This is a genomic window from Pseudomonas sp. GW823-FHT06E10 (assembly GCF_058794995.1).
Genome location: NZ_JBXAHJ010000004.1, coordinates 84,963 through 109,067 on the forward strand (window position 1 = coordinate 84,963; position 24,105 = coordinate 109,067).

Annotated in this window: 22 protein-coding genes and 1 pseudogene; 8 read left to right on the forward strand and 15 right to left on the reverse strand. The window is 59.5% G+C overall.

Going from position 1 to position 24,105, the window contains the following annotated elements; all coding sequences use genetic code 11:
• Positions 1 to 38 precede the first annotated feature (38 nt).
• A complete protein-coding gene (locus tag AC1Q6Y_RS08265) occupies positions 39 to 1,190 on the forward strand; it encodes a PQQ-dependent sugar dehydrogenase (protein ID WP_057714755.1) in 1,152 nt (383 codons plus the stop codon).
• Between the two features lie 140 nt (positions 1,191 to 1,330).
• Here the strand turns inward: AC1Q6Y_RS08265 and AC1Q6Y_RS08270 are convergent, their stop codons facing one another.
• A complete protein-coding gene (locus tag AC1Q6Y_RS08270; RefSeq protein WP_407515511.1) occupies positions 1,331 to 1,666 on the reverse strand; it encodes a DUF2834 domain-containing protein in 336 nt (111 codons plus the stop codon).
• A 247-nt stretch (positions 1,667 to 1,913) separates the two neighbouring features.
• On the opposite strand from AC1Q6Y_RS08270, the gene ilvA reads away from it, so the two are divergent.
• Positions 1,914 to 2,927, forward strand: a complete 1,014-nt coding sequence (gene ilvA / locus AC1Q6Y_RS08275) for a threonine ammonia-lyase, biosynthetic (RefSeq protein WP_492624356.1) — start codon at positions 1,914 to 1,916, stop codon at positions 2,925 to 2,927.
• A gap of 64 nt (positions 2,928 to 2,991) precedes the next feature.
• Here ilvA and eco read toward each other — a convergent pair whose 3' ends face one another.
• Positions 2,992 to 3,474, reverse strand: a complete 483-nt coding sequence (eco, locus tag AC1Q6Y_RS08280; protein WP_090455325.1) for a serine protease inhibitor ecotin — start codon at positions 3,472 to 3,474, stop codon at positions 2,992 to 2,994.
• 277 nt (positions 3,475 to 3,751) lie between these two features.
• Between eco and AC1Q6Y_RS08285 the strand changes: the two genes are divergently transcribed.
• Positions 3,752 to 4,018, forward strand: a complete 267-nt coding sequence (locus AC1Q6Y_RS08285; RefSeq protein WP_057714758.1) for a DUF1652 domain-containing protein — start codon at positions 3,752 to 3,754, stop codon at positions 4,016 to 4,018.
• On the opposite strand, the gene AC1Q6Y_RS08290 is transcribed toward AC1Q6Y_RS08285, so the two are convergent.
• The 13 genes from AC1Q6Y_RS08290 to AC1Q6Y_RS08350 form a co-directional block, all read right to left on the reverse strand.
• Positions 4,015 to 4,410: a hypothetical protein gene (locus tag AC1Q6Y_RS08290; RefSeq protein ID WP_340311983.1), complete on the reverse strand. Its 396-nt coding sequence runs from the start codon at positions 4,408 to 4,410 to the stop codon at positions 4,015 to 4,017. The genes AC1Q6Y_RS08285 and AC1Q6Y_RS08290 overlap by 4 nt on opposite strands.
• A 91-nt stretch (positions 4,411 to 4,501) precedes the next feature.
• Positions 4,502 to 4,768 carry a DUF2790 domain-containing protein gene (locus tag AC1Q6Y_RS08295; protein WP_218495713.1) on the reverse strand — a complete coding sequence of 89 codons (267 nt, stop codon included), beginning with the start codon at positions 4,766 to 4,768 and terminating at the stop codon, positions 4,502 to 4,504.
• Positions 4,769 to 5,075: 307 nt separating this feature from the next.
• Positions 5,076 to 6,020, reverse strand: coding sequence for a carbohydrate kinase family protein (locus AC1Q6Y_RS08300; protein WP_492624357.1), 945 nt, complete (start codon positions 6,018 to 6,020; stop codon positions 5,076 to 5,078).
• A 13-nt stretch (positions 6,021 to 6,033) separates the two neighbouring features.
• Positions 6,034 to 7,530: a xylulokinase gene (gene xylB / locus AC1Q6Y_RS08305; RefSeq protein WP_492624358.1), complete on the reverse strand. Its 1,497-nt coding sequence runs from the start codon at positions 7,528 to 7,530 to the stop codon at positions 6,034 to 6,036.
• Positions 7,531 to 7,685: 155 nt separating this feature from the next.
• On the reverse strand, positions 7,686 to 9,158 hold the full coding sequence (locus AC1Q6Y_RS08310; protein ID WP_492624359.1) for a mannitol dehydrogenase family protein: 1,473 nt from the start codon (positions 9,156 to 9,158) through the stop codon (positions 7,686 to 7,688).
• A gap of 16 nt (positions 9,159 to 9,174) precedes the next feature.
• Complete coding sequence (locus AC1Q6Y_RS08315) at positions 9,175 to 10,278, reverse strand: ABC transporter ATP-binding protein (RefSeq protein WP_057714764.1); 1,104 nt, start codon at positions 10,276 to 10,278, stop codon at positions 9,175 to 9,177.
• Positions 10,279 to 10,442: 164 nt separating this feature from the next.
• Entirely contained in the window at positions 10,443 to 11,273 is an 831-nt protein-coding gene (locus AC1Q6Y_RS08320) for a carbohydrate ABC transporter permease (protein ID WP_492624360.1), read from the reverse strand.
• An 8-nt stretch (positions 11,274 to 11,281) separates the two neighbouring features.
• Positions 11,282 to 12,208: a carbohydrate ABC transporter permease gene (locus tag AC1Q6Y_RS08325; protein ID WP_046042047.1), complete on the reverse strand. Its 927-nt coding sequence runs from the start codon at positions 12,206 to 12,208 to the stop codon at positions 11,282 to 11,284.
• A gap of 153 nt (positions 12,209 to 12,361) precedes the next feature.
• Complete coding sequence (locus tag AC1Q6Y_RS08330; protein WP_057714766.1) at positions 12,362 to 13,672, reverse strand: ABC transporter substrate-binding protein; 1,311 nt, start codon at positions 13,670 to 13,672, stop codon at positions 12,362 to 12,364.
• A 360-nt stretch (positions 13,673 to 14,032) separates the two neighbouring features.
• A complete protein-coding gene (locus AC1Q6Y_RS08335; RefSeq protein WP_090455307.1) occupies positions 14,033 to 14,938 on the reverse strand; it encodes an AraC family transcriptional regulator in 906 nt (301 codons plus the stop codon).
• A gap of 61 nt (positions 14,939 to 14,999) precedes the next feature.
• Complete coding sequence (locus AC1Q6Y_RS08340) at positions 15,000 to 15,890, reverse strand: phosphatidylinositol-specific phospholipase C domain-containing protein (protein ID WP_492624361.1); 891 nt, start codon at positions 15,888 to 15,890, stop codon at positions 15,000 to 15,002.
• A 105-nt stretch (positions 15,891 to 15,995) separates the two neighbouring features.
• On the reverse strand, positions 15,996 to 17,294 hold the full coding sequence (locus AC1Q6Y_RS08345) for a glycosyltransferase (protein WP_492624362.1): 1,299 nt from the start codon (positions 17,292 to 17,294) through the stop codon (positions 15,996 to 15,998).
• 74 nt (positions 17,295 to 17,368) lie between these two features.
• Positions 17,369 to 17,731 carry a response regulator gene (locus tag AC1Q6Y_RS08350; RefSeq protein ID WP_407515501.1) on the reverse strand — a complete coding sequence of 121 codons (363 nt, stop codon included), beginning with the start codon at positions 17,729 to 17,731 and terminating at the stop codon, positions 17,369 to 17,371.
• A 247-nt stretch (positions 17,732 to 17,978) separates the two neighbouring features.
• On the opposite strand from AC1Q6Y_RS08350, the gene AC1Q6Y_RS08355 reads away from it, so the two are divergent.
• The 5 genes and pseudogenes from AC1Q6Y_RS08355 (at position 17,979) to AC1Q6Y_RS08375 (ending at position 24,105) form a co-directional block, all read left to right on the forward strand.
• Positions 17,979 to 21,470, forward strand: coding sequence for a response regulator (locus AC1Q6Y_RS08355; RefSeq protein WP_492624363.1), 3,492 nt, complete (start codon positions 17,979 to 17,981; stop codon positions 21,468 to 21,470).
• The gene (locus AC1Q6Y_RS08360; protein WP_057714771.1) at positions 21,470 to 22,303 is read left to right on the forward strand and encodes a CheR family methyltransferase; all 834 of its coding nucleotides are present in this window, start codon (positions 21,470 to 21,472) and stop codon (positions 22,301 to 22,303) included. Before AC1Q6Y_RS08355 ends, AC1Q6Y_RS08360 begins: the two co-directional genes overlap by 1 nt.
• Positions 22,300 to 22,428 (forward strand): annotated as a pseudogene (locus tag AC1Q6Y_RS08365) (chemotaxis protein CheB); the annotation flags it as partial. The gene AC1Q6Y_RS08360 and the pseudogene AC1Q6Y_RS08365, both read left to right, overlap by 4 nt.
• A gap of 41 nt (positions 22,429 to 22,469) precedes the next feature.
• Positions 22,470 to 23,651, forward strand: a complete 1,182-nt coding sequence (locus AC1Q6Y_RS08370) for a hybrid sensor histidine kinase/response regulator (RefSeq protein ID WP_492624364.1) — start codon at positions 22,470 to 22,472, stop codon at positions 23,649 to 23,651.
• A gap of 76 nt (positions 23,652 to 23,727) precedes the next feature.
• Positions 23,728 to 24,105 carry a response regulator gene (locus AC1Q6Y_RS08375; RefSeq protein ID WP_057714773.1) on the forward strand — a complete coding sequence of 126 codons (378 nt, stop codon included), beginning with the start codon at positions 23,728 to 23,730 and terminating at the stop codon, positions 24,103 to 24,105.

Consider the following 24,105-nt stretch of genomic DNA (forward strand, 5'->3'; position numbering starts at 1 on the left):
TTCACCAAGTCCCATTTCCATCAGAAAAGGAATCCTGCATGTTGCGTAAAAGCCTGTTGGCAACCCTCTGTGCCGGCGTATTGATCAGCGCCGCTGTCCCTGTGCTTGCCGCACCGGCCCAGACGATGAAAAGCGAAGATGGCACCCTTGAGGTCACCCCCATCGTGACGGGGCTGGAGCACCCCTGGGCCCTGGCATTCCTGCCGGATAGCAAAGGCATGCTGGTGACCGAACGGCCCGGCAACCTGCGATTGGTGACCGCTGAAGGCAAGTTGTCCGCACCGCTCAATGGCGTACCCACGGTCTGGGCCAAGGGGCAGGGTGGATTGCTCGACGTGGCGCTGTCGCCCGACTTCAAGCAGGACCGGATGGTCTATCTGTCCTATGCCGAAGGTGGCGGTCAGGGCGGCAAGGCCGGCACGGCGGTGGGCCGCGGCCGGCTCTCCGACGATATGACGGCGCTCAAGGATTTCCAGGTGATCCTGCGTCAGGAACCCAAGCTCTCGGTGGGCAACCATTTTGGCTCGCGGCTGGTGTTTGATCGCGACGGCTATCTGTTCGTGACCCTGGGGGAAAACAACGACCGCCCGACCGCCCAGGACCTCGACAAGCTGCAAGGTAAAGTGGTGCGAATCTACCCGGATGGCACTGTGCCCAAGGACAACCCCTTTGTCGGCCAGGCCAACGTGCGCCCGGAGATCTGGTCCTACGGGCAGCGTAACCCGCAAGGCGCCGCGCTCAACCCGTGGAACGGCACGCTGTGGGAAAACGAACACGGCCCTCAGGGCGGCGATGAAATCAACATCATCGAGCGCGGCAAGAATTACGGCTGGCCGCTGGCGACCCATGGCATCAACTACTCCGGTCAACCGATTCCCGAAGCCAAGGGTGAAATCGCCGAAGGCACCCTTGTCCCGAATCATGTCTGGGAAAAGTCCCCGGGCCTGAGTGGCATGGCGTTCTACGATGCCGATCGTTTCAAGGTCTGGCAGCGCAACGTGTTTGTCGGCGCGCTGATCAGCCAGGAACTGATCCGCCTGGAGTTCGATGGCGACAAGGTGATCCACGAGGAGCGCTTGCTCGGGGAGCTGAAAAAACGCATTCGCGACGTACGGCAGGGGCCGGACGGATACTTGTATGTTTTGACCGATGAGGAGAACGGCGGGTTGTACAAGGTGGGTTTGAAGTAACCAGCCGTGGGCTTGTCCTGCAGCCGCCATAGTGAGCGGCTGCAGAACGGGTATTGAGTTTCAGGGCATCGGTTTTTCAAGTCTCGTGTAGGAGCGAGCTTGCTCGCGATTGCAATTTAAACCTCATTACGGGAGGTCGGTCAGATCTGTCGAGTCGCGGCAACTGAACGCTTTCGATTCTGAAACCCACGTACCACCAGATACAATAATGGCCCAATCGACACGAACACAGCGGTAATCAGTAGATATGGCACCACCGAAACCGCCGACTGCCCGCGCTTTCGCGCATCCTGGTACATCCAGATCGCTGCCAGCGTCGCCAGCAGGTAAAGATCGATCACCACTTGCGCAGTATCCGGGCGTGACATCAGGCTGATGCCGAAATCGATCAGCGATTGTTCGGCCTGGAGCATCACTGAAACCGTATAGCCGGCAAAAGCGATCAAGGCGATAAGGGGCAGGGTAATGGCCTTCATGTTTTCCTTCCTTGGGCAATGAATAGAACCGGTAGCCTATAGCGACCACCGCAAACTTGCCATTGACTTGCCATCAACGTCCGGCTAATTTCGAGCCATGACTTCCACCGTATTGCGCTGCCAGCCAAGCATTATTACCGCCATTCCTCATTTGGCGGGCTAGCTCACGACTGCAGCACCCAACCCGCCCTCGAGGCGGGTTTTTACTTTCTGTCTCCCGGGCCCCGATCAATGTCAGGAGACGACGATGAGTTTCACAACCGATCAACAGGCCTTGCTTGAAGGCTACGTGAAAAAAATCCTTGCCGCGCCGGTCTATGAGCTGGCCGTGCGCACGCCTTTGCAACCGGCACCGGCCTTGTCCGAAGCCTTGGGCAACCAGATCCTGCTCAAGCGCGAAGACTTGCAGCCGACCTTTTCTTTCAAGATCCGCGGTGCCTACAACAAGCTGGTGCAACTGAGCGAGGTGCAAAAGGCCCGCGGCGTGGTCACGGCTTCTGCGGGCAATCATGCGCAGGGCGTGGCACTGGCGGCGCGGGAGTTGGGGATCAACGCCACCATCGTCATGCCCTGCACGACGCCGCAGTTGAAGGTCATCGGCGTGCGCAGTCGGGGCGCCGATGCGGTGTTGCACGGCGAAAGCTTTCCGTTCGCACTGGCCTTTGCGCTGGATTTGGCCCGGGAAACCGGTCGCACCTTTGTTTCGCCCTTCGACGACCCGGAGGTGATCGCGGGGCAAGGCACGGTGGCATTGGAAATCCTGCGCCAGCATCAGGGGCCGCTGGATGCGATCTTCGTGCCAGTGGGTGGCGGGGGGCTGATCGCGGGTATCGCCGCCTACGTCAAATACTTGCGGCCGGAAGTTCGCGTCATTGGCGTCGAGTCGGAACATTCCGCGTGTCTGCAAGCGGCGATGCATGCCGGCGAACGGGTCGTGTTGCCGAGCGTCGGCACCTTCGCCGATGGGGTGGCGGTGGCGCAGATCGGCGCTTACGGTTTTGAGGTCTGCCGGTTTTGCGTCGATGACGTGGTGACGGTCAGTAACGATGAACTTTGCGCCGCAATCAAGAATATCTACGACGATACACGCTCGATCACCGAACCTTCCGGTGCGCTGGCCGTGGCCGGGATCAAGAGGTACGTCGCGCAGACCGGTGCATTGGGGCAGACCCTGGTGGCGATCGACTCGGGTGCCAACATCAATTTCGATAGTCTGGGGCACGTGGCCGAGCGCGCCGCGTTGAGTGGCGCCCCGGCATGATGCCTGGGCAGGTCGACAGCGGACGCCGCAAACGGGCGCCGCGAGGGGCCGCCGGATGGCCGGGTTATTCCTGAATGGCTTTCTCGACCTTGGTCGACGCCGACCAGATCCGATAGCGCACTTCGATGTCCTTGGGTACGTACAGCACGAGCGGCAGCTTGCTGTTGTAACGCAGCAGGAAGCCGTCACCGACCACCGGTACAAAACCCTGTTTGCTCGTGCCGCCCGGGCAGGCCATCAACGTGCTCATCGGTCCGATGACTTTTTCCAGGCGATAGAACGGATAGCCCCAACCCTCGAGGTTCTTCTCCTCGAGAATACCGCCCAGGCGCGGGTTGTTGCAGTCGACGGTCATCGTCTTGCCGGCCAGGATCTCGACCTGGAAGTCGCTTTCCCGGGTCTGTGGCGCGAGGTGAATCACCTGGCGGGTAAATCCGCTTTCGGCCTTCGGATAGGGTGCGGTGTCTTCGAGTTTGGCGGCGTGAGCAACGCCGGCAAGCCCCAGTGCGAACAGCGCTGTGCAAGCGTTAACGGTCAAAGAATTCATGATGCCTCCTTGCTTGAAGTGAAGGGCGGCATTTTCACTGTCGTGTGCAGTGAATGCAAACCCGGGATCCCCCGCGTGCAAATTGCAGGGTCGCCAGGGGCGTTCATTGCAAACCGCATGGCAGGTTTAAGGTGATTCGTCTAAATCCTTGAAGTGCCGATGAACTGCACCACGAAAATCAAGGTATGTTTTATGCTGTAGGTGCCCTTGAAGCTTGCCGGGATTTCAAATGAGCAAGCATTGATCGTCGGGCCGTTTCACAAAGGAGGGAGTTGCCATGTTTCTTTCTGCCTTGGAAATTCGCAATATCATCGAAAGCAGTTTTCTGCCCAAGCGCTGCCAGTGCACGCTGTCACCGGACCTGTCGATGACCGTCAAGGTCTATGCAGACGGGCAAACCGATCAGCTCGATCTATTGGTCACCGGCATCGATGCTTCCGGGCTCAATGGTTGTCGGGAAATCAACGAGCTGATTGCCCAACTGCGTTCCAGGCAGCATCACGTAGAGGTCGAACCGCACTCTATGCTGGGCAAAGCACTCTAGTCTGCTGTTTCGGGTTCCAGGGGCACGCGCCGGGTCTGGAAGAACGCCAGGCCCAGCGCCAGTTCAAACCCGACCGCCAGTAAAATGCCCGGCCCGACATGGCCGTTGAGCCATTCGGCAAAACCCAGCACGGCCAATCCCCAGCAGCCGACGACGAAGCCGAGGCTCAGCGCATTGCGGGTTGCGCAAGGAGGGGCGTTGCGAACCAGAAAAGAGAACACGCTTAACGCCCCAAACAGCACGGCGGTGCGTCGCGCGACCAACCCCACCGCGAATGAAAACTCGATATCCCAGAACGACAATAACCATTGCGGTGTCAGACCCCAGACCAGACTGAGCAAAAGACATAGGGCGGCGCAAAACAACGACAGCGTGCGAAACGACAACTGCATGGCGAATCCTTGCGGGCAGAGAGGGAGGCGCTAGAGCATAGCGCCGCGACCCTCAAAGGAATACTGCCAAGTACCAAATCAGATTTTTCGGTCAGCCCTGGTTCTCGCAAGCGTCGGAAAGTTTACGGTAGGAAATTTCTGCGGTTTTTCCCGTGTCATCGATGTACTTCATCTCGGCCTTCACCACCTTGCACTCCAGGGTGTCCGGCTCGGTCAGTGAAATCACTTTGCTGACATGCAATGGCATGCCGTAGTGATAGGGCACGGCTTGAGAGGTCGTGGTGTCATTGGCCTGAGCCAGGCCGGCAAACGCGGTGCAGGTGAGGGCGGCGGTAACCAGCAGGGTGCGAGTGTTCATCAGCGATCTCCGGTGCGGACGGAATGTCAGTTCGATGTGTCGCTTGTCGAACTTGCCGCACTGGGCGTCAGAACAGTCTGAGGGCGTGCGGTCCAGTGAAGTGTTGGATCGCACGGTTAAGCGAGGGTTAACCCGGCTGAACACCGCCTGTCGCGGATGCGCGATCCTGTATATCAGTTAAGACCATCGGGCGCCTGATAGAAAGTCATCGCGAGCAAGCTCCCACAATGCCCGAGCGTCGACACAAATGTTGTGAACGACCCGCAACACTGTAGGAGCGAGCCTGCTCGCGAAGAGGCCCTAGAATTCAGCGCACATCCAGTTGCTTGCGATAAGGCAAATCCGGCCCGGTCTTGCTGCACGTCAGTGCCGCCGCCCGCACCGCGAACTTCAGCATGCGGTCGATCTGCTCGCGGCCCAGTTGCTTCACGCCCTCCACCGAATCCAGCTGGTGTTCGGTCAACCAGGTAATCAGCGCCGCCTGAAAGGTATCGCCCGCGCCCACGGTGTCGGCGATTTTTACCGTAGAGGCGGGGGTGGACCACGAACCATGTGCCCGACTGAATACGGTCGCGCCTTCGCCGCCCCGGGTCAGGAATACCAGCTGACAGCGGTGCTGCAACCAGCCCTGGATCACTTGGGCCGGGTCCTGGCCGGGGTACAGCAGATGCAGGTCCTCGTCGCTGACCTTGATCAGGTCGGCCAGTTCCACCAGTGTCGCGACTCGTTTACGCCACAGGTCGATGTCCGGCTCCGGGTTCAGGCGCACGTTCGGATCGAGGCTGATCAGGCGCTTGCCGCTTTCCCGGCGCACCAATGCCAATAGCGTGTCGGCAATCGGCTGCACCACCAGGGAAAACGAGCCGATATGCAGGCCGCGTACCTCAGACCCGAGTGTCGGCAGGTGCTCCGGTTGCAATTGTCGATCCGCGCAACCTTCGCCACGGAAGCTGTACTGCGGCGAGCCATTGGCCCCCACGGCGACCATTGCCAGGGTGGTCGGCGCGGCAAACTCCAGCAGGTAGTCCAGGCACACGCCCTCATCTTGCAGCACTTGCAGCAGGCGCCGGCCCAAATAGTCGGTGGACAACCCGGCCAACAGCGCCGCGTCCACGCCCAAGCGGCGCAAACCCACCGCCACGTTGAACGGCGAGCCACCGGCAATGGCCTTGAAGTTCACTTTGGACGCCAGCCCACTGGCGTCGTTTTCACTGAAAAAATCGAACAGCGCTTCGCCACACACCAGGTACATAGTTGTTCACTCTTCAAAGGGTTGCGACATGCTGTTGATAGCGTTCATACGCCTGCTGACAGGCTTGCACATTGTCGGCGACCGGCAGGGTTTCACTGGCCGGGTCGAGTTTTACGCAGCGCTCGCACAGTTGCGCCAGGCTGTCTTCGTGCCCGTTCGCCCGGGATACGCACCAGGCCGCCTGAATCGCCGCGCCCAAGGCTGCGGCCTCGCTTTGTTCGGTGCAGATCACCGGTGTATTCATGGTGTCGGCGACGATTTGCCGCCAGACCGCACTTTTTGACCCACCCCCAATCAGCCGAATGCTGCGGCTTTGTAAGCCATTGCGGCGTAGCAGGTCCAGTCCGTAACGCAAACCGAACGTCGTGCCTTCGACCACCGCGCGGCACAGGTTGGCCCGGGTCAGGTTGGTCATGGTCAGGCCCGACAGGCTGGCGCTGGCATGGGGCAGGGCGGGCACGCGTTCGCCATTGAAGAACGGCAGCATGCACACACCGTCGGCACCGATTGGCGCCTGGGCAACGAGGTCGTTGAATTGATCGATGTCGAGGTCCAGCAGTTCGCGAATCAGGCTGGTGGCATTGGTCAGGTTCATGGTGCAGATCAAAGGCAGCCAGCCGCCACTGGAAGAACAGAACGTGGCAACGGCGGCATCCGTGGCGACGTTCGGCTGATCGGCGTAGGCGTACACCGTGCCTGACGAGCCGAGGCTCATGGTGATTGCACCAGGCTGGATGTTGCCGGTGCCGATGGCGCCCATCATGTTGTCGCCACCGCCACTGGACACCAGTGCCCGAGGGTTGATGCCCAGATACTCGGCGATGCCTGGCAGAATCGTGCCGACCGCCTGATGGGGGGCGATCAGCTCCGGCAGCGCCGCTTGCAGGCGCCCGCTGGGGTCGATGTCACGCAACAATTGCGAATCCCACTGGCGCGTACGCACATTGAAATACCCGGTGCCCGAGGCATCGCCGTATTCGCTGCAACTGCGGCCAGTGAGCCAATGGTTGAGGTAGTCGTGGGGCAGCAAGATGCGGGCGATCCGGGAGAACACTTCGGGATGCTGCTCTTTGGTCCATAACAGCTTGGACAGGGTGTAGCCCGGCGCGATGACGACGCCCAGGCGTTTCAGCGAACCCTTTTCGCCACCCAGGTGGGCCAGCAGTCGATCATTCTCCGGGGTGGTTTCGGTGTCGCACCAGAGTTTAGCCGCACGCAACACCTTGCCCTGATCGTCGAGCAGCACCAGGCCGTGTTGCTGGCCGGACACGCCAATGCCGAGGATCGACTGGCCATTGGCTTTGGCCGCGAGCAATGCGCGGCGAGTGGCGGTGGCGAAGGCTTCCAGCCACTGCTGGGTGTCCTGTTCGCGGCGGCCATCGGGGCCGCTGATCAGGCTGTGGCTGGCGGCTCCCTGACCGAGCACTTCACCATTGGCCGAGTCGAGGATGATGGCTTTGGTGCCTTGGGTTCCGCAGTCGATGCCGAGGAAGAGTTGTCGGGTTGTCATGCAGTATTCCTGGTCGTCAGCTAGATACAAGTCTGGATTCACTATCCCCGGTGCCTGTCAGGCCGCCTTCGCGAGCAAGCTCGCTCCCACAGGGCACAAAACTCCTTGTGGGAGCGGGCTTGCTCGCGAAGGCGGCAGCAGGTCCACCGCAGGACTTACGCCAGCACCCGTTCCAACGTCCGAGACACCCCAACCTCGCGCAAACTGTTGCAGCACCACTCAAACGCCGCGACAAACTCCGGTGAGCGCGCAATGGCCGTACCAAAAATCTCCTCGACCGCCAGCAAGCGCTGGGTAATCAGCACATCATCGGCCACCAGCGCCTGGCAGAACGCCGCCCGTGGATCCGCAATAGTGTAGGTCTCGCCCTGTTCATCCACGCCTTTGAGATACAGCGCCCACGCCGCCACCACCAACGCCGCGCGCCGGGTATCGCAGCCATCGGCGATCAAACGGTTGATGGTCGGTACGGTGAATTTCGGAAACTTCGACGAACCGTCCGAACACACCCGTTCAAGCTGATCGGCAATCGCCTGATTGGAGAACCGCGCCACCAGGGTGTTCTTGTACTCGGCCAGGTCGATTCCCGGCACCGCCGGCAGCTGTGGCGTCACGTCCAGGTCCATGTAGGCGCGCATGTAACGCACGAACAGCGGGTCGTTCATGGTTTCGTGGACGAAGCGGTAACCCTTCAGGAATCCCAGGTACGTCAGCGCCAGATGACTGCCGTTGAGCAGCTTGATCTTCATTTCTTCGTAGGGCGTGACGTCGTCGGTGAATTGCACGCCGACTTTTTCCCAGGCCGGGCGACCGTTGACGAACCTGTCTTCCAGCACCCATTGCGCGAAGGGTTCGCAGACCACCGGCCAGGCATCGTCCACGCCATGCCGGTCCGCCAGTTGCAGGCGATGGAGGGTGCTGGTCATCGGTGTAATGCGGTCGACCATGGCGTTGGGGAAACTGACGTTGGCGTCGATCCAGTCGCGCAACTGGCTGTCGTGCAAGGCGGCAAAGGCCAGCAGGGCCTTGCGGGTGACGGCGCCGTTGTGCGGCAGGTTATCGCAGGACATCAGGGTGAAGGCTGGTGTGCCACCGGCGCGGCGCTTGGCCAGTGCGGCACACAGGAAGCCGAACACGGTTTTCGGTGCGCCAGGGTGCGCCAGGTCATGCTGGATCTGCGGCAAGTGCGCCATGAACTCGCCGGTGCTGTCGTCGATGCAGTACCCGCCTTCGGTGATGGTCAGCGAGACGATACGGATCTCGGGGCTGGCCAGCTTGTCGATCAATGCCTGGGCACTGTCCTCGGCCAGCAGCATGTCACGAAGGGCGCCGATCACCCGCACTTCGGTGTCGTCGCTATCGCCGAGTTCGAACAGGGTGAACAGATAATCCTGATCCTTGAGATCGTCACGGGCGCGACGGTCCTCAGCGCGCAGGCCGACACCGCAGATGGCCCAGTCCAGGCCTTCACCGGTATTCATCAAGGCGTCGGTGTAGTACGCCTGATGGGCACGGTGGAAACCGCCGACCCCGATGTGCGCGATACCTTGGCGGGTCTCGCCCAGAGCGTAGGCGGGCAGGACCACTTCAGGGGCGAGGCGGTTGAGGTTGAGTTGGTTCAATTTCATCGCAGGCTCTCTGAAATCAGGCAGCGACGCGCAACGGGCGGGTCAACGCCACGCCGTCGGCATCGAATAAATGGCAGTGTTGCGCATCCAGATGCAGGCTCAGGGTTTCACCGTAGCGGCTGGCCAGATCGCCGCGAACGCGCATGGTCAGGGCTTCGCCGGATGCCGTCCGGACGTGGCAGAAGGTGTCGCTGCCCAGGCGCTCGCTGACATCGGCGGTGACCTGCAAGGCGCAGTCGCCGGGTTTGGCCAGTTCCAGGTGCTCTGGGCGAATACCCAGCGTCACCGCACTCCCGACGCTCAGATGCCTGCCGCCCAAGGGCAGGCTGACGCGGGTTCCGGCGTCGAGTTGCACTTCACAGCCCTGGCTGTCGACGCGGGTGATCTTGCCCTTGAGGAACCCCATTTTCGGTGTGCCGAGGAAACCGGCGACGAACAGGTTGGCTGGCTGGTGATAGAGATCCAGCGGCGAGCCGACTTGCTCGATCTTGCCGCCATTGAGTACGACCACTTTGTCGGCCATGGTCATCGCTTCGACCTGATCGTGAGTCACGTAGATCATCGTGGCTTGCAGTTCTTTGTGCAGGCGCAACAGTTCCAGGCGCATCTGCACCCGCAGGGCGGCATCGAGGTTGGACAACGGTTCGTCGAACAGGAAGATTTTCGGGTTGCGCACGATGGCCCGGCCAATCGCCACGCGCTGGCGCTGGCCGCCGGACAGTTGCTTGGGTTTGCGCTCCAGCATCGGCCCCAGTTCGAGGATGCGCGCCGCTTCGCTGACCTTCTTCTCTACTTCGGCTTTCGCCACACCGGCCAGGTCGAGGGCGAACGACATGTTCTTGCGCACGCTCATGTGCGGGTACAGGGCGTAGGTCTGGAACACCATCGCCAGATCGCGCTTGGCCGGGCTCACTTCGGTGATGTCGCGGCCGTCGAGTTCGATGGTGCCGCCGCTGACTTCCTCCAGCCCGGCGATCAGCCGCAGCAGCGTGGATTTACCGCAGCCCGACGGGCCGACGAATACCACGAACTCCTTGTCGTTCACTTCAAGGTCGATGCCCTTGATGATGGAAAAGCCTTCGAAGCCTTTTTGCAGATTCTTGATTTTCAGGTTGGCCATGGTGATGGGCCTCCGTTTGTTTTTATTCAGTTGAACCAGGTGGGCTTTTTTGTGGGAGCGAGCTTGCTCGCGATGAGGGTGTATCCGTCGGCATTGATGCTGACTGACCCACCGCTATCGCGAGCAAGCTCGCTCCCACAGGAGTCGCATTCGGTTAGCGGTATTCATTTCACGGCGCCGAACGACAGGCCGCGCACCAGTTGTTTCTGACTGATCCAGCCGAAGATCAGGATCGGCGCACAGGCCAGGGTCGAGACGGCCGACAATTTGGCCCAGAACAGCCCTTCGGGGCTTGAGTACGAGGCGATCAATGCGGTCAGTGGTGCGGCTTTCGACGAGGTCAGGTTCAGCGACCAGAACGCCTCGTTCCAGCACAGGATCAACGACAGCAGCACCGTGGATGCCAGGCCGCCCTTGGCGATGGGCAGCAACACCCGGAGCATCTCCTGTGCCAGCGTTGCGCCGTCCAGCCGCGCGGCTTCGAGGATGTCCTTGGGGATGTCCTTGAAGTAGGTGTAAATCATCCAGACCACGATCGGCAGGTTGATCAGCGTGTAGATGACGATCAGCGCGATCCGTGTATCGAGCAGGCCGAAACTCTTGGCCAGCAGATAGATCGGCATCAGCACGCCCACCGGCGGCAGCATCTTGGTGGAGAGCATCCACAGCAGCGTGCCTCTGGTGCGCCGGGTTTCGTAGAACGCCATGGAGTAGGCCGCCGGCACCGCGATCAGCAGGCACAGCGCGGTGGCGCTGAAGGAGATCACCACCGAGTTCCAGGCGAAACTGAAATAGTCGCTGCGCTCGTTGATGTGCAGGTAGTTCTCCAGCGTCGGCATGAAGATGAACTGCGGCGGCGTGGCGAAGGCATCGATCTCGGTCTTGAAACTGGTCAGTACCATCCAGAAGATCGGAAAGAAGATCAGGATCGCAATGGCCCAGGCCAACGTACCGAGCAGCAGGCTTTGCAAACGACGGGATTGTTGAAGAGTCATGGCAGGCCTCAGGCTTTGTCGGTCAGGTTTTTGCCGATCATCCGCACCAGGATGATCGCGGCGATGTTGGCGATGACCACGGCGATCAGGCCGCCCGCCGAGGCCATGCCGACATCGAACTGCACGAGCGCCTGGTTGTAGATCAGGTAGGCGAGGTTGGTCGAGGCGTAGCCGGGACCGCCGTTGGTGGTGGTGAAGATTTCGGCGAACACCGAGAGCAGGAAGATGGTTTCGATCATCACCACCACCGCAATCGGCCGCGCCAGGTGCGGCAGGGTCAGGTGCCAGAAAATCGCGATGGGCCCGGCACCGTCCAGGCGCGCGGCTTCTTTCTGTTCCTGGTCGAGGGACTGCATGGCGGTCATCAGGATCAGGATCGCGAAGGGCAGCCATTGCCACGAGACAATGATGATGATCGACAGCAGCGGGTAGTGCGCCAGCCAGTCCACGGGTTGCGCGCCGAACAGCTTCCAGACGTAGGCGAGAATCCCCGACACCGGATGGAAAATCAGGTTCTTCCAGATCAGTGCGCCCACCGTGGGCATGATGAAAAACGGCGAGATCAGCATCACCCGTACAATGCCGCGACCGAAAAACTCACTGGCCTCCAGCAATGCACTGATCAGCACGCCGAATACCACACTGATCAGCAGCACGCTGCCCACCAGCAACAGCGTGTTGGTGGCGCCGGGCAGAAAGCCGGAGTCGGTGAGGAAGTAGGTGAAGTTTTCCAGGCCGACGAACTCGTTCTCGCCGGGGTTGAGCAAGTTGTAGCGAATCGTCGAGAAGTAGACGGTCATACCCAGCGGTACGATCATCCACAACAGTAGCAATGCCACCGAAGGGCTGACCAGAAACCAGCCGGGATTGGCCACGCGGCTTTTGCGCTGCGGCTGGGCAATGTCCATGTGAGCTTTTGCAGTCGATGTATTCATGGTGTTAAACCGAATGGGTACAGGCAATGAAGATCAACTGTGGGAGCGAGCTTGCTCGCGATAGCAATCTGTCAGCCGACATCACTGGTGAATGTCATGGACTCATCGCGAGCAAGCTCGCTCCCACGGGGAACAGGGGCAGGCTACTGCCGGTTACTTGGGATAACCCGCGCGCTTCATCTCGCGCTCGGTGGTTTGCTGGGCCGCCGCCAACGCCTGGTCGACCGTGGTCTGGCCGATCAGCGCCGCCGAGAAGGATTTGCCGACCTGGGTGCCGATACCCTGGAACTCGGGAATGGTCACCAACTGGATGCCGATGTACGGCACAGGTCTGGTGCCCGGTTTGCTAGGGTCCGCGGCCTTGAGCGATTCCAGCGTGACCCTGGCGAACGGCGCGGCACTCATGTACGCCTCGCTGTAGGTCGAGGCTCGGGTGCCCGGCGGCACGTTGGCGATGCCGTCTTTTTCCGCGACCAGTGCGCCGTATTCTTTGGACGTGGCCCAGGCGCTGAAGGTTTTCGCTGCGTCCTTGGCCTTGGAACTGGTCGGAATGGCCAGTGCCCAGGAGTACAACCAGGCCGAGCCCTTGTCAGTGACCTGATGCGGCGCATAGGTGAAGCCGACGTGATCGGTGACCTTGCTCTGGGACTTGTCGGTGACGAACGAACCGGCGACGCTGGCATCGACCCAGATCGCGCATTTGCCACTATTGAACAGCGCCAGGTTTTCATTGAAACCGTTGCTCGACGCCCCCGGCGGGCCGGATTTCTTCATGGTGTCGACATAGAAGTTGAGCGCGTTTTTCCATTCGGGACCGTTGAATTCCGGCTGCCACTTTTCATCGAACCAGCGCGCGCCATAGGCGTTGGCCACGGTGCTGATCAGCGCGATGTTCTCACCCCAGCCGGCCTTGCCCCGCAGGCAGATGCCGTACTGTTCCTGTTCGGGTTTGTTCAGTTTGGCGGCGAATTCACCGATCTGCTCCCAGGTCGGGCGCTCGGGCATGGTCAGGCCGGCGTCCTTGAACAGGTCGGTGCGGTAATAGGTGATCGAGCTTTCGGCGTAGAACGGCAGGGCGTACAGCTGGCCTTTGACAGACAGGCCTTCACGCACCGACGCAAACACGTCGTCGAGGGCATAACCAGCCGGCAAATCCTTCATCGGCTCCAGCCAGCCCTTGGCGCCCCAGAGTGCCGCTTCGTACATGCCAATGGTCAGCACATCGAATTGCCCGCCCTGGGTGGCGATGTCGGTGGTCAGGCGCTGGCGCAGGACGTTTTCTTCGAGGACCACCCAATTGAGCTTGATGTCCGGATGCTCGGCCTCGAAGGTTTTCGAGAGCTTTTGCATGCGGATCATGTCGCTGTTGTTGACGGTGGCGATGGTCAGGGTCTGTGCGCCAAGGCTGACGCTGCTGAGGGTCATGCAGGTGAGGGCAAGCAGGGCTTTTACCGAAGGTTGCATCGTGCACTCCTTTTCTGCAGCCGGCGGGCTACAGAAGGACAGTTATTGTTTTTGTGTCTTCCGAAGGCAGGAAGAATGTGCGCTGATTACATCCTTCAATCGAGGGCGAGACAAATCATCCATCGCACTTCAATCGATACTTTTTTGCACTGAAGTTTTGAGGGGTAGACGCAGGGAAGGGCTTTTCAGCGAAGGAGGGGTATTGAATCCGTACAGGTTTCAGGGGGTAACGCTGTACCTGTGAGAGCGAGCTTGGTCCGGGCGGCGATCCGACGATGGCGGTGTATCAGGTTAATAAATGTCGACTGACACGGCCTCATCGCGAGCAAGCTCGCTCCCACAGGAATTTGAGGCGTGTCTTCAACCCAGGTTTTGCTCGGTCAACCGCTGTACCACCAGCCGCCGGTAATGCGAAGGCGTCATGCCCTTGAGCTGCTGGAAGCGCCGGTTGAAGTTGGAAATATTGTTGAAGCCCGATTCGAAGCAGACGTCAGTCACCGGCTTGTCGCCATCGGCCAGCAACTCGCAGGACTTGCTGATGCGCAGGCGATTGACGAATTCGATGAAATTGCGCCCGGTGGCCTGCTTGAATACCCGGCTGAAATAAGTCGGCTTCATGCCCAGGTGCTCGGCGACCTCTTCCAGCGTCAAGTCCCGGGCGTAGTGGGCAAAAATGTAATCCACCGCGCGGTTGGTGCGATCGATGTTGTGCTCGTCCGCCAGTTGTGGGGTCGTGGCACCAGAGAGCAATTGGTAGTCGTCGGTGGCCGCGAGCAACTCCAGCAGAATGAAAAAGTGCCCGAGCCGGGTCATACCGGTGGTATCGGCGATGCGCTGCATCAGGTCCATCGCCTTGTCGATGGTGTGCTTGCAGCGAAACTCGATGCCGTACTGCGCGCGCTCCAGCAGCGGTGCCAGGGCCTTGAGTTCGGCGAACACCTGATAGCCGCTGTCGAACAACTCGTCTGTGAAATTGACCAGCATGTCACGCTTGGGCACCACTTCATCCTCGGCCACCTGGCTGATCCAGTTGTGGGGCAGGTTGGGGCCGGTGAGAAACAATGTCCGGGGATAGAAGTTGCCGATGTAGTCGCCGATGAACACCTTGCCGGAACTGGCGACGATCAGGTGCAGTTCGTATTCCTTGTGGAAATGCCAGCGCACCAGAGGGCAGGGGAAACCGTGCTGGCGATAGATGATGGACAAGCCGTTGTGGTCGTCCATCAACTCATAGGAAGGATCGGTGACTCTGGCGGTACGGGTCATGTCAGGGCGCTTGTGTAGTTATCCCGCCCCGATCATGCCTCTTGCCGGATGGATAGCGCTACTACCGCCGGTACGTCTGTTCGTGCAAGGCACGGCCGTAAACCGCTTTCATGCTGGTGGCGCTCCAGCAATAACGAACGATGTCGGACTCGTCGAAAAAATCGGTGCTGATGATGCTGCAACGCGTGACCCAGTTTCTCGTGGTGTCGAACCAGTCGTTGATCTGCCGCTTGATATTTCCGGGTCCGCCGAGCAGCGAGTAGGTGGTCGCGGACAGTGACCAGAGGAAGGTTTCGTAGGGCGCATCTTCCAGGGTTTGCGCGATGTAGCGTTGCAGCTCGGCGGGGGCGGAGAACGCGTTGTCGCGCCATTTGTGCGGGATGCGAGGCCAGAAGTACTCGCCATCGAGCGCCGACAGGGCGGGTGCCGCCATGATCACCCGGCGATGTGGGCTCGCACTTTTGAGTTCTCCAACCGTTTTGAATCTGTCGCCTGGAAGGACGGCCCGCAGCCCTAGACGTCGCACGAGCCAGTCACTGAACCTTTCATGATCGAAAGGTTTATTGCCATCAGCCAGTTGATGGAAGTCCAGCACGATAAATTCGTCCGGGTTTCGATCAAGGAACAGCAGTACCGCGTCGATCAGATCGTCCAGGGCGCGGTGCGAGCGAAAGCCGTTGTGGTGAAAGTAGAAGCCCGATCGAGCCGCACCGGCGGTGTAGCCCAGACGGATATCAAAGGCGCGGGCGCCGTTGGCCAGTTGCCAGGAAAAAGTGTCGTTCTGACAAATCGTCCAATGGCCGAGCACCGCATCGTGGTTGGGCGCTTTTTTGTCCATTCCGGCGTTATGCACGCCAGGCCAGACGATATCGGTGAGTTTGAGTTGATTGATTTCGAGGGTGCTGCTCATCCAGGTTTGCTTGTCGAGCAAACCACGCGTATTGCTGGTCATGGCCATTCCTTGTGCGAATCACCCCATCCATTGGGTGTGAAGCGGTCAGATTAACCGGTCGGGCACAGCAATGGCGGTAACTATGTATTGCACAAGAAAAGTGGGCTACTCCTGATTCAGCCGGTTCTTCGCCTCAATCCATTGCGCCATGAATTGAGTGCTCTTGTGCTGGTGATGACGCAGCATGCTGCCGGTAAAGTTATCTCGTCTTATGTTTGCCAGATTCTGCTGGCAATCGACCAGCCGCTGGATCAGGGCCGGGCCATGAACGGATTTTCGGTAGCGACTGGCAAGCAGGGTTTTCCCGTGGGCCTGGGCGTCCAGCCAGCGCGTCTTGTCGTTGTGCAGTTGCACGGCATGATCGGCGAACTCGCGTGCCGAACGGGTCACTGCACCGGGCCATGCCTCTTGACCATGCATCGCCTCGGCACCCACTGGCGTCGTCACATTCGGCGTGCCACAGAGCATCGCATCGACAATCTTGCCTTTGATTCCCGCCCCAAAACGCAGCGGTGCCATACAGACCCGCGCCGACGACATGACTTGCAGGGCGTCTTCTGCCCAGTTCATCACATGAAAACCCTGGGCCGGGTTGTGCAGGGCAGTCGCCTTGGGTGGAGTGTAGGCACCATAGATATGCAATTGAGCGCCGGGTATCTGCTCGCGAATCAACGGCCAGATAGCACTTTTCAACCAGAGCACCGCATCCCAGTTGGGCGCATGGCGAAAGTTACCGATATGAAGAAAGTGTGCCCGCTCTTCGAACGGTACCGATGCACGGGACGGAACATCGACCATCAACGGGCACCAGTGCAACAGGTTGCGGGGAAACCTGAACTGCTCGACCAGCAATTCGACTTCCACTTCGGAAACCATCAGCGTCAAATCACAACGATAAAATGAGGCGATCTCGCGCTTCGCCAGATCGGTATCAGCCATGTGTTCGAACTCTTCGCGCGCCGCCGGGGCGAACAGTTCGTTGAAGTCATTGTTGTCGTCACTGGCCTTCAAACGCTCCTTGAGGCGTTGATGCCGACCCAGCCTCAGGCTTTGCAGGTCGCAACTTTCGAGCACGCGCAAGGCATCGGGGCAATGCTTCTCGACCCGCCAGCCGAACTGTTCCTCCATCATGAATTGATCGAACAACACGATGTCAGGCGCCAGTTCGCTGATGAATGCGTCGAAACTGCTGTTGTTCAGCTCGATAGGTACTTCGTCAATACCCAACGCTGTCAGGTCCGCACGTTGCTCGCCGAAGCCTGCCGGGCTGCTGAACGTGATGTCCCAGCCCTGGTCCAGGAAAACGTCGAGAATCTGCATGACATGCCCGCTGGCCGCGGAAGAGCGGGGCTCGGGCCAGACGTAACCAATGACCAGGACTTTGGTTGCGCGGGGCTCAATCATGTACGGGATATCCTTGAAGCGAAGACAGGGCAGGGATGAAAAAGGCGCGCATTAAACCACAGCGCAGCGCTGCGTCACTCGAGAATGCTTTTGACCTTGTCGCGCAACTGATCAATGGAGAAGGGTTTGCCGATCAGGTGCATGTCGACGGGCACTTCGATGTTTTCGGCATAACCGCTGGCGAACAATATCGGAAGGGTTGGACGTAAAGCTCTTGCTTCATTGGCCAGTTCGCGGCCGTCCATGACCGGCAGGCCAACATCAGTCATCATCAGGTCAATGTGTTGGTTCAAGTCCTTGAGCATCACCAGTGCCTGTTCGCTGCCATCGGCTTGCAGCACCTTGAATTCCAGTTCTTCCAGGACGTCGACGATCAGCATGCGCACGATGGCATCGTCTTCGACGACAAGGATGGTGGAGCCGTTGGCGGATGACATGGTCGAGTTCCCGAAAAAGATTGGCATTGCCGGTCGCTGGAAATCACCGGCCTCTTGCATGAGTAAGTGGCGGATCCCGACAAGTTCCCTGCGCGATGGAAAAAGGATTGGCGGTACAGGCCAGGCAAGGATAACGCGGGAGCAGTGCAATGTAGGACCTTGCGCGCAAACATGTCAGATAATTGGATCAATTTGCCAGTTTTGGGGCAAACTCCTTGCATTCTGACAGTTCGACAAGGCCTGCCCCATGACCTCAGCGTCCTCGGTTGATGAGCAACGATTTCGTAAACTCCTGAGCCGTAACATCAGCCTGCCGTTGGGTCTGGGTCTTATCAGCGCTGTGTTTTTCGTGTCGCTGATCAGCTATTTGCTGTCGACCATCCAGTGGGTGGAGCACACCGACCGGGTGATCAATAACGCCAATGAAGCGGTCAAGCTGACCGTGGATCTGGAAACCGGGATGCGCGGTTTCCTGCTCAGTGGCGACGAGCATTTCCTCGATCCCTACGAAACCGCCAAGCCGCGCATCGCCGTGGCGCTCGATACCTTGCTTGAACTGACCGCCGACAACCCGGTGCAGACTGATCGCTTGCTACGGTTGCGGGCCTTGCAGCTGGAGTGGACCAACTACGCGCAATCGATGATCGATTTGCAGCGCAGCAGCGGCGATTATCGCGCCATCGTCAAGGCCGGACGCGGTAAACGCCTGACCGATGAAATTCGCAAGCAGTTCGAGGCGGTGATCGACACCGAACAACAGTTGCGCGCATCGCGCAATGACGAAGTGCGCGGCACCACCATCATGAGCATCAGCCTCTACCTGTTGTTCATAGCCGGGGTCAGCGGGTTGCTGGCGTACGTCGGGCGCCGCGATTTGTTGACCCTGTCGCAGAACTACAGCGTCAACCTTGCCGCCCAACAGGCCAGCGCCCATCGTCTGGAGCAACAGGCCTGGCTGCGTAACGGCCAGACCGAGCTGGCCGAGCAGGTGCTGGGACAATTGAGCCTGAGCATGCTGGGTCGCAATATCCTGCAATTCTGCGCGCAGTACCTGGGCACCGCCGTGGCGGCTATTTATGTGCGCGAAGACCATGGCGGCCTCAAGCGCATCGCCACCTATGGTTTTTCCCGTGAACAGGAAGGGCGTGAACAGCAGATCTACAGCGAAGAAGGCATTGTCGGCCAAGTGGCGCAACAGGCACGGCTGATTCGCCTGGATGAGGTGCCGGGAGATTACTTCAAGGTCAGCTCCGGCCTCGGTGACGGTTTGCCGTGCAGTGTGCTGGTGGTGCCAACCAGCGACGACGAGCGGGTCAATGGCGTGATCGAGTTGGGCTTTCTGCGTCCACTGACCGACCGTGACGTTGAATTGCTTGAGCTGATTGCCGGCAACATCGGCACCTCGATCGAGGCGGCACGTTATCGCCAGCGTTTGCAGGAGGTGTTGGCCGAAACCCAGCAACTCAACGAAGAACTGCAGGTTCAGCAGGAAGAACTCAAGACCGCCAACGAAGAGCTCGAAGAGCAGTCGCGGATTCTCAAGGAGTCCCAGGCGCACCTGGAAACCCAGCAGGTGGAGCTGGAGCAGACCAACGAACAACTCGCCGAGCAGGCAGAAGTACTGGCCGAGCAGCGCGACGCCATGGACCTGAAGAATACCGAACTCAATCAGGCCCAGATCCAGCTCGAAGAACGCGCGGTAGAATTGCAGCGCTCGAGCAAGTACAAGTCCGAATTCCTCGCCAACATGTCCCATGAGCTGCGCACGCCGCTGAACAGCTCGTTGATCCTGGCCAAGCTGCTGGCGGAAAACCCGGAAGAGAACCTCACTGCCGAGCAAGTCCAATTCGCCGAGTCGATCTACTCCGCCGGCAACGACTTGCTCAACCTGATCAACGACATTCTGGATATTTCCAAAGTCGAGGCCGGCAAGCTGGAAATCCGTCCGGAGAACACCAGCGTGGCGCGCCTGGTGGATGGCCTGCGCGGCCTGTTCCAGCCATTGGCAACGGACAAGCAACTGGATTTCCGGGTGGGTATGCAGGACGGTGCGCCGTTGATGCTGTTCACCGATCGCCAGCGTCTGGAGCAAGTGCTCAAGAACCTGCTGTCCAACGCGGTGAAATTCACGCAAAGCGGCAGCGTCAGCCTGTCCGTTGCCACGGCGCCGAATGACGGCATCGCGTTCAGCATCCGCGACTCCGGAATCGGCATCGAGGTGGATCAGCACGAAAGCATCTTCGAAGCGTTCCGTCAGGCCGACGGCACCACCAATCGGCGTTACGGCGGCACCGGGCTGGGGTTGTCGATCTCCCGTGACCTGGCGGCCCTGCTCGGCGGCTCCATCAGCGTGACCAGCACGCCGGGGCAGGGCAGTGTGTTTACCCTGGTCTTGCCACAGCAGTACGTGGAACCGGGCGAAGCACCTGTCGAACCGATGCGAGCCGTTCCTGTGGCGGCTGTGTCGAGTGTATTGCCGCCCACGTTGTCGCCATTGGTGGCCGAAGTCGACATTCCGCGCTTCGACGACGACCGCAACAAAGGGCCGTTCACCAAACGCTGCATTCTGGTGGTGGAGGATGAGCCGAACTTTGCGCACATCCTCTACGACCTGGCCCATGAACTGGGTTATCAGTGCCTGGTGGCTCACGGCGCCGACGAAGGCTACGACCTGGCCAAGGCGTTCATCCCCGATGCGATCCTGCTGGACATGCGCCTGCCGGATCATTCCGGCCTGAGCGTGCTGCAACGTTTGAAGGAACACGCCGAAACCCGGCACATCCCGGTGCATGTGATTTCGGTCGAAGACCGGGTCGAGGCGGCGATGCACATGGGCGCCATCGGCTACGTGGTCAAACCGACCACCCGCGAGGAACTCAAGGACGTGTTTGCACGCCTTGAGGCCAAGCTGACCCAGAAGGTCAAGCGCGTGCTGCTGGTCGAGGACGACGACGTGCAGCGCGACAGCATTGCCCGCCTGATCGGCGACGATGACATCGAGATCACCGCCGTTGGCCTGGCGCAGGAGGCGCTGGACCTGCTGCGCTCATCCGTCTTCGATTGCATGATCATCGACCTCAAGCTGCCCGACATGCTCGGCAATGACTTGCTCAAGCGCATGTCCACCGAAGACATCTGTTCCTTTCCGCCCGTCATCGTCTATACCGGGCGCAACCTGACCCGGGATGAAGAGGCCGAACTGCGCAAGTATTCGCGTTCGATCATCATCAAGGGCGCACGCTCGCCGGAGCGGTTGCTGGATGAGGTGACGCTTTTTCTGCACAAAGTCGAATCACGGTTGTCCCATGAACGGCAGAAGATGCTCAAGGTCGCCCGCAGCCGCGACAAGGTCTTCGAAGGCCGCAAGGTGCTGCTGGTGGATGACGATGTGCGCAACATTTTCGCCCTCACCAGCGCGCTGGAGCAAAAGGGCGCAGTCGTGGTCATTGGCCGCAACGGCCGCGAAGCGATTGAACGATTGAATGAGGTGCAAGACATCGATCTGGTGTTGATGGACGTGATGATGCCGCAAATGGATGGTTTTGAAGCCACCGTTGAAATCCGCAAGAATCTGCGCTGGCGCAAGCTGCCGATCATCGCCGTGACAGCCAAGGCCATGAAGGACGATCAGGAGCGCTGCCTGCAGGCCGGCGCCAACGATTACCTGGCCAAGCCCATCGATCTCGATCGCCTGTTTTCGCTGATTCGTGTGTGGTTACCGAAGATGGAACGTATCTAGTGGAGCGCAATTTTTCAGTGGATCGAAACAGCGAAATCGAACTGCGGTTGTTGATCGAGGCGATCTATCTCAAGTACAGCTACGATTTTCGCGATTACTCCGGCGCTTCGATCAAACGCCGGGTCGACCATGCGTTGAGTCAGTTCGAGTGCAACACCATCTCGGCGTTGCAGGAAAAGGTCCTGCACGATCCCGCCGCGTTCATGCAACTGCTGCAGTTGCTGACCATTCCGGTCAGCGAAATGTTTCGCGATCCCTCGCACTTCCTGGCCATCCGCAAGGAAGTGGTGCCGCTGCTGCGAACCTACCCTTCGATCAAGATCTGGATCGCCGGATGCAGCACCGGTGAAGAGGTGTATTCGATGGCCATTGTGCTGCGCGAAGAAGGCCTGCTGGACCGTACCATCATCTACGCCACCGACATCAATCCGCGCTCGCTGGAAAAGGCCAGGCAAGGGATTTTCTCGATGGAGAACGTCCGCGCCTACACTGCTAATTACCAGCAGGCCGGTGGCCAGAGTTCGTTTGCCGACTACTATACGGCGGCCTATGGGTACGCGATTTTCGACAAGACCCTGCGCGAGAACGTGACCTTTGCCGATCACAGCCTGGCGACGGACAGCGTATTCTCCGAAACTCAATTAATTTCATGCCGTAACGTACTGATTTATTTTAATAAAAGTCTTCAGGGTCGAGCGTTCGGGCTGTTTCATGAGTCCCTCTGCCATCGCGGTTTCCTGGTGCTGGGCAGTAAGGAAACCCCGGATTTCTCAGCCTTCGGCGATCAGTTCGAGCCGCTGGTCAAACAAGAACGGATCTATCGAAAATCATGAAAAGTGCAACGAAAATGCCGGCTATCGAAGCGATCGTGATCGGTGCCTGCGCCGGTGGCGTCGAGGCGCTGTTGAACATCCCCGGCCCGCTGCGCGAAGGCTATGCACTTCCGATCATTCCTGTACGCGGCATCGGCCGTCTGCTTGTCGAGCTGGAACGAATCGCATGCTGAGTAATTTCCAGGCCAAACTGCTGATCGTGGACGATCTGCCGGAGAATCTGCTGGCACTCGAAGCGCTGATCAAGCGTGAGGACCGCATTGTGTACAAGGCGCTGTCCGCCGACGAGGCCTTGTCCCTGCTGTTGCAACACGAATTCGCCTTGGCCATCCTCGATGTGCAGATGCCCGGCATGAATGGCTTCGAGCTGGCCGAGTTGATGCGCGGCACGGAAAAAACCAGGAACATCCCGATCGTTTTCGTCAGCGCCGCCGGGCGTGAACTCAATTACGCCTTCAAGGGCTATGAAAGCGGTGCCGTGGACTTCCTGTACAAACCGCTGGACCTCCAGGCGGTCAAGAGCAAGGTCAATGTGTTCGTCGACCTCTATCGCCAGAGCAAGGCGATGAAGGAACAAGTGCTGGCCCTTGAGCAAAGTCGCCGCGAACAGGAGACCCTGCTCAAGCGATTGCAAAGCACTCAACTGGAACTGGAGCAGGCGGTACGCATGCGCGATGACTTCATGTCCATCGTCGCCCACGAAGTGCGCACGCCGCTCAACGGCCTGATCCTTGAAACCCAGTTGCGCAAGATGCACCTGGCCCGGGACAACTCCGCCGCCTTCACCCTGGACAAGATGCACGCGATGGTCGACCGCGACGAGCGGCAGATCAAAAGTCTGATTCGATTGATTGAAGACATGCTCGACGTCTCGCGCATTCGCACCGGAAAGTTGTCGATCCGACCCAAGCGCTTTGACCTTTCAACGCTGGTTGGCGAGTTGTTGCACAACTTTTCCCAGCAGATCGACGCCGCCGAAGCGTCGGTCTCGCTCGATGCCACGCAACCGGTGATCGGAAACTGGGACGAGTTTCGAATTGAACAGGTCATTTCCAACCTGCTGACCAACGCCTTGCGCTACGGGGCCAAGAGCCCGATCTCGGTGAAGGTCTACTGTGAAGGTGGCCAGGCGCTGGTGGACGTGCAGGATCGAGGGATTGGCATCAGCGAGGAAAACCAGAAGCGGATCTTCCAGCAGTTCGAGCGGGTATCGGCCAGGCACGCCGTCGCCGGGCTGGGCCTGGGATTGTTTATTTCAGAGCAGATTGTGGCCGCCCATGGCGGTACTATTACCGTCCAGAGCAGGATCGGCGAAGGCGCCTTGTTTCGCGTTTGTCTGCCGCTGTAGGAAAACAACCGGATAAACGCAACCTCTGGTCGACCCCACGGTCTATCAGCAGCAATTGACCGAGCAAAGGCTTCCCATGAGCGAAGATGCACAAGATGTAGTACTCGTCGTCGAGGACGATCCCTCGATTCTGATGGTGCTGTCCGCTTATCTGTCGGGCGAGGGTTACCGCGTATTGCAGGCCGAAAACGGCGAGCAGGCTTTCGAAATCCTGGCGAGCAAACCGCACCTGGACATGATGATCACCGACTTCCGCCTGCCCGGAGGAATCTCCGGTGTACAGATCGCCGAGCCCGCCGTGAAGCTGCGACCGGAACTCAAGGTGATCTTCATCAGCGGCTATGCTCAGGAAATCCGCGAGACCGACAGCCCGATTACGCACAAGGCACCGATCCTGGAAAAACCTTTCGATCTGGATAAATTGCAGGAATTGATGCAGGACATGCTTTCGTAA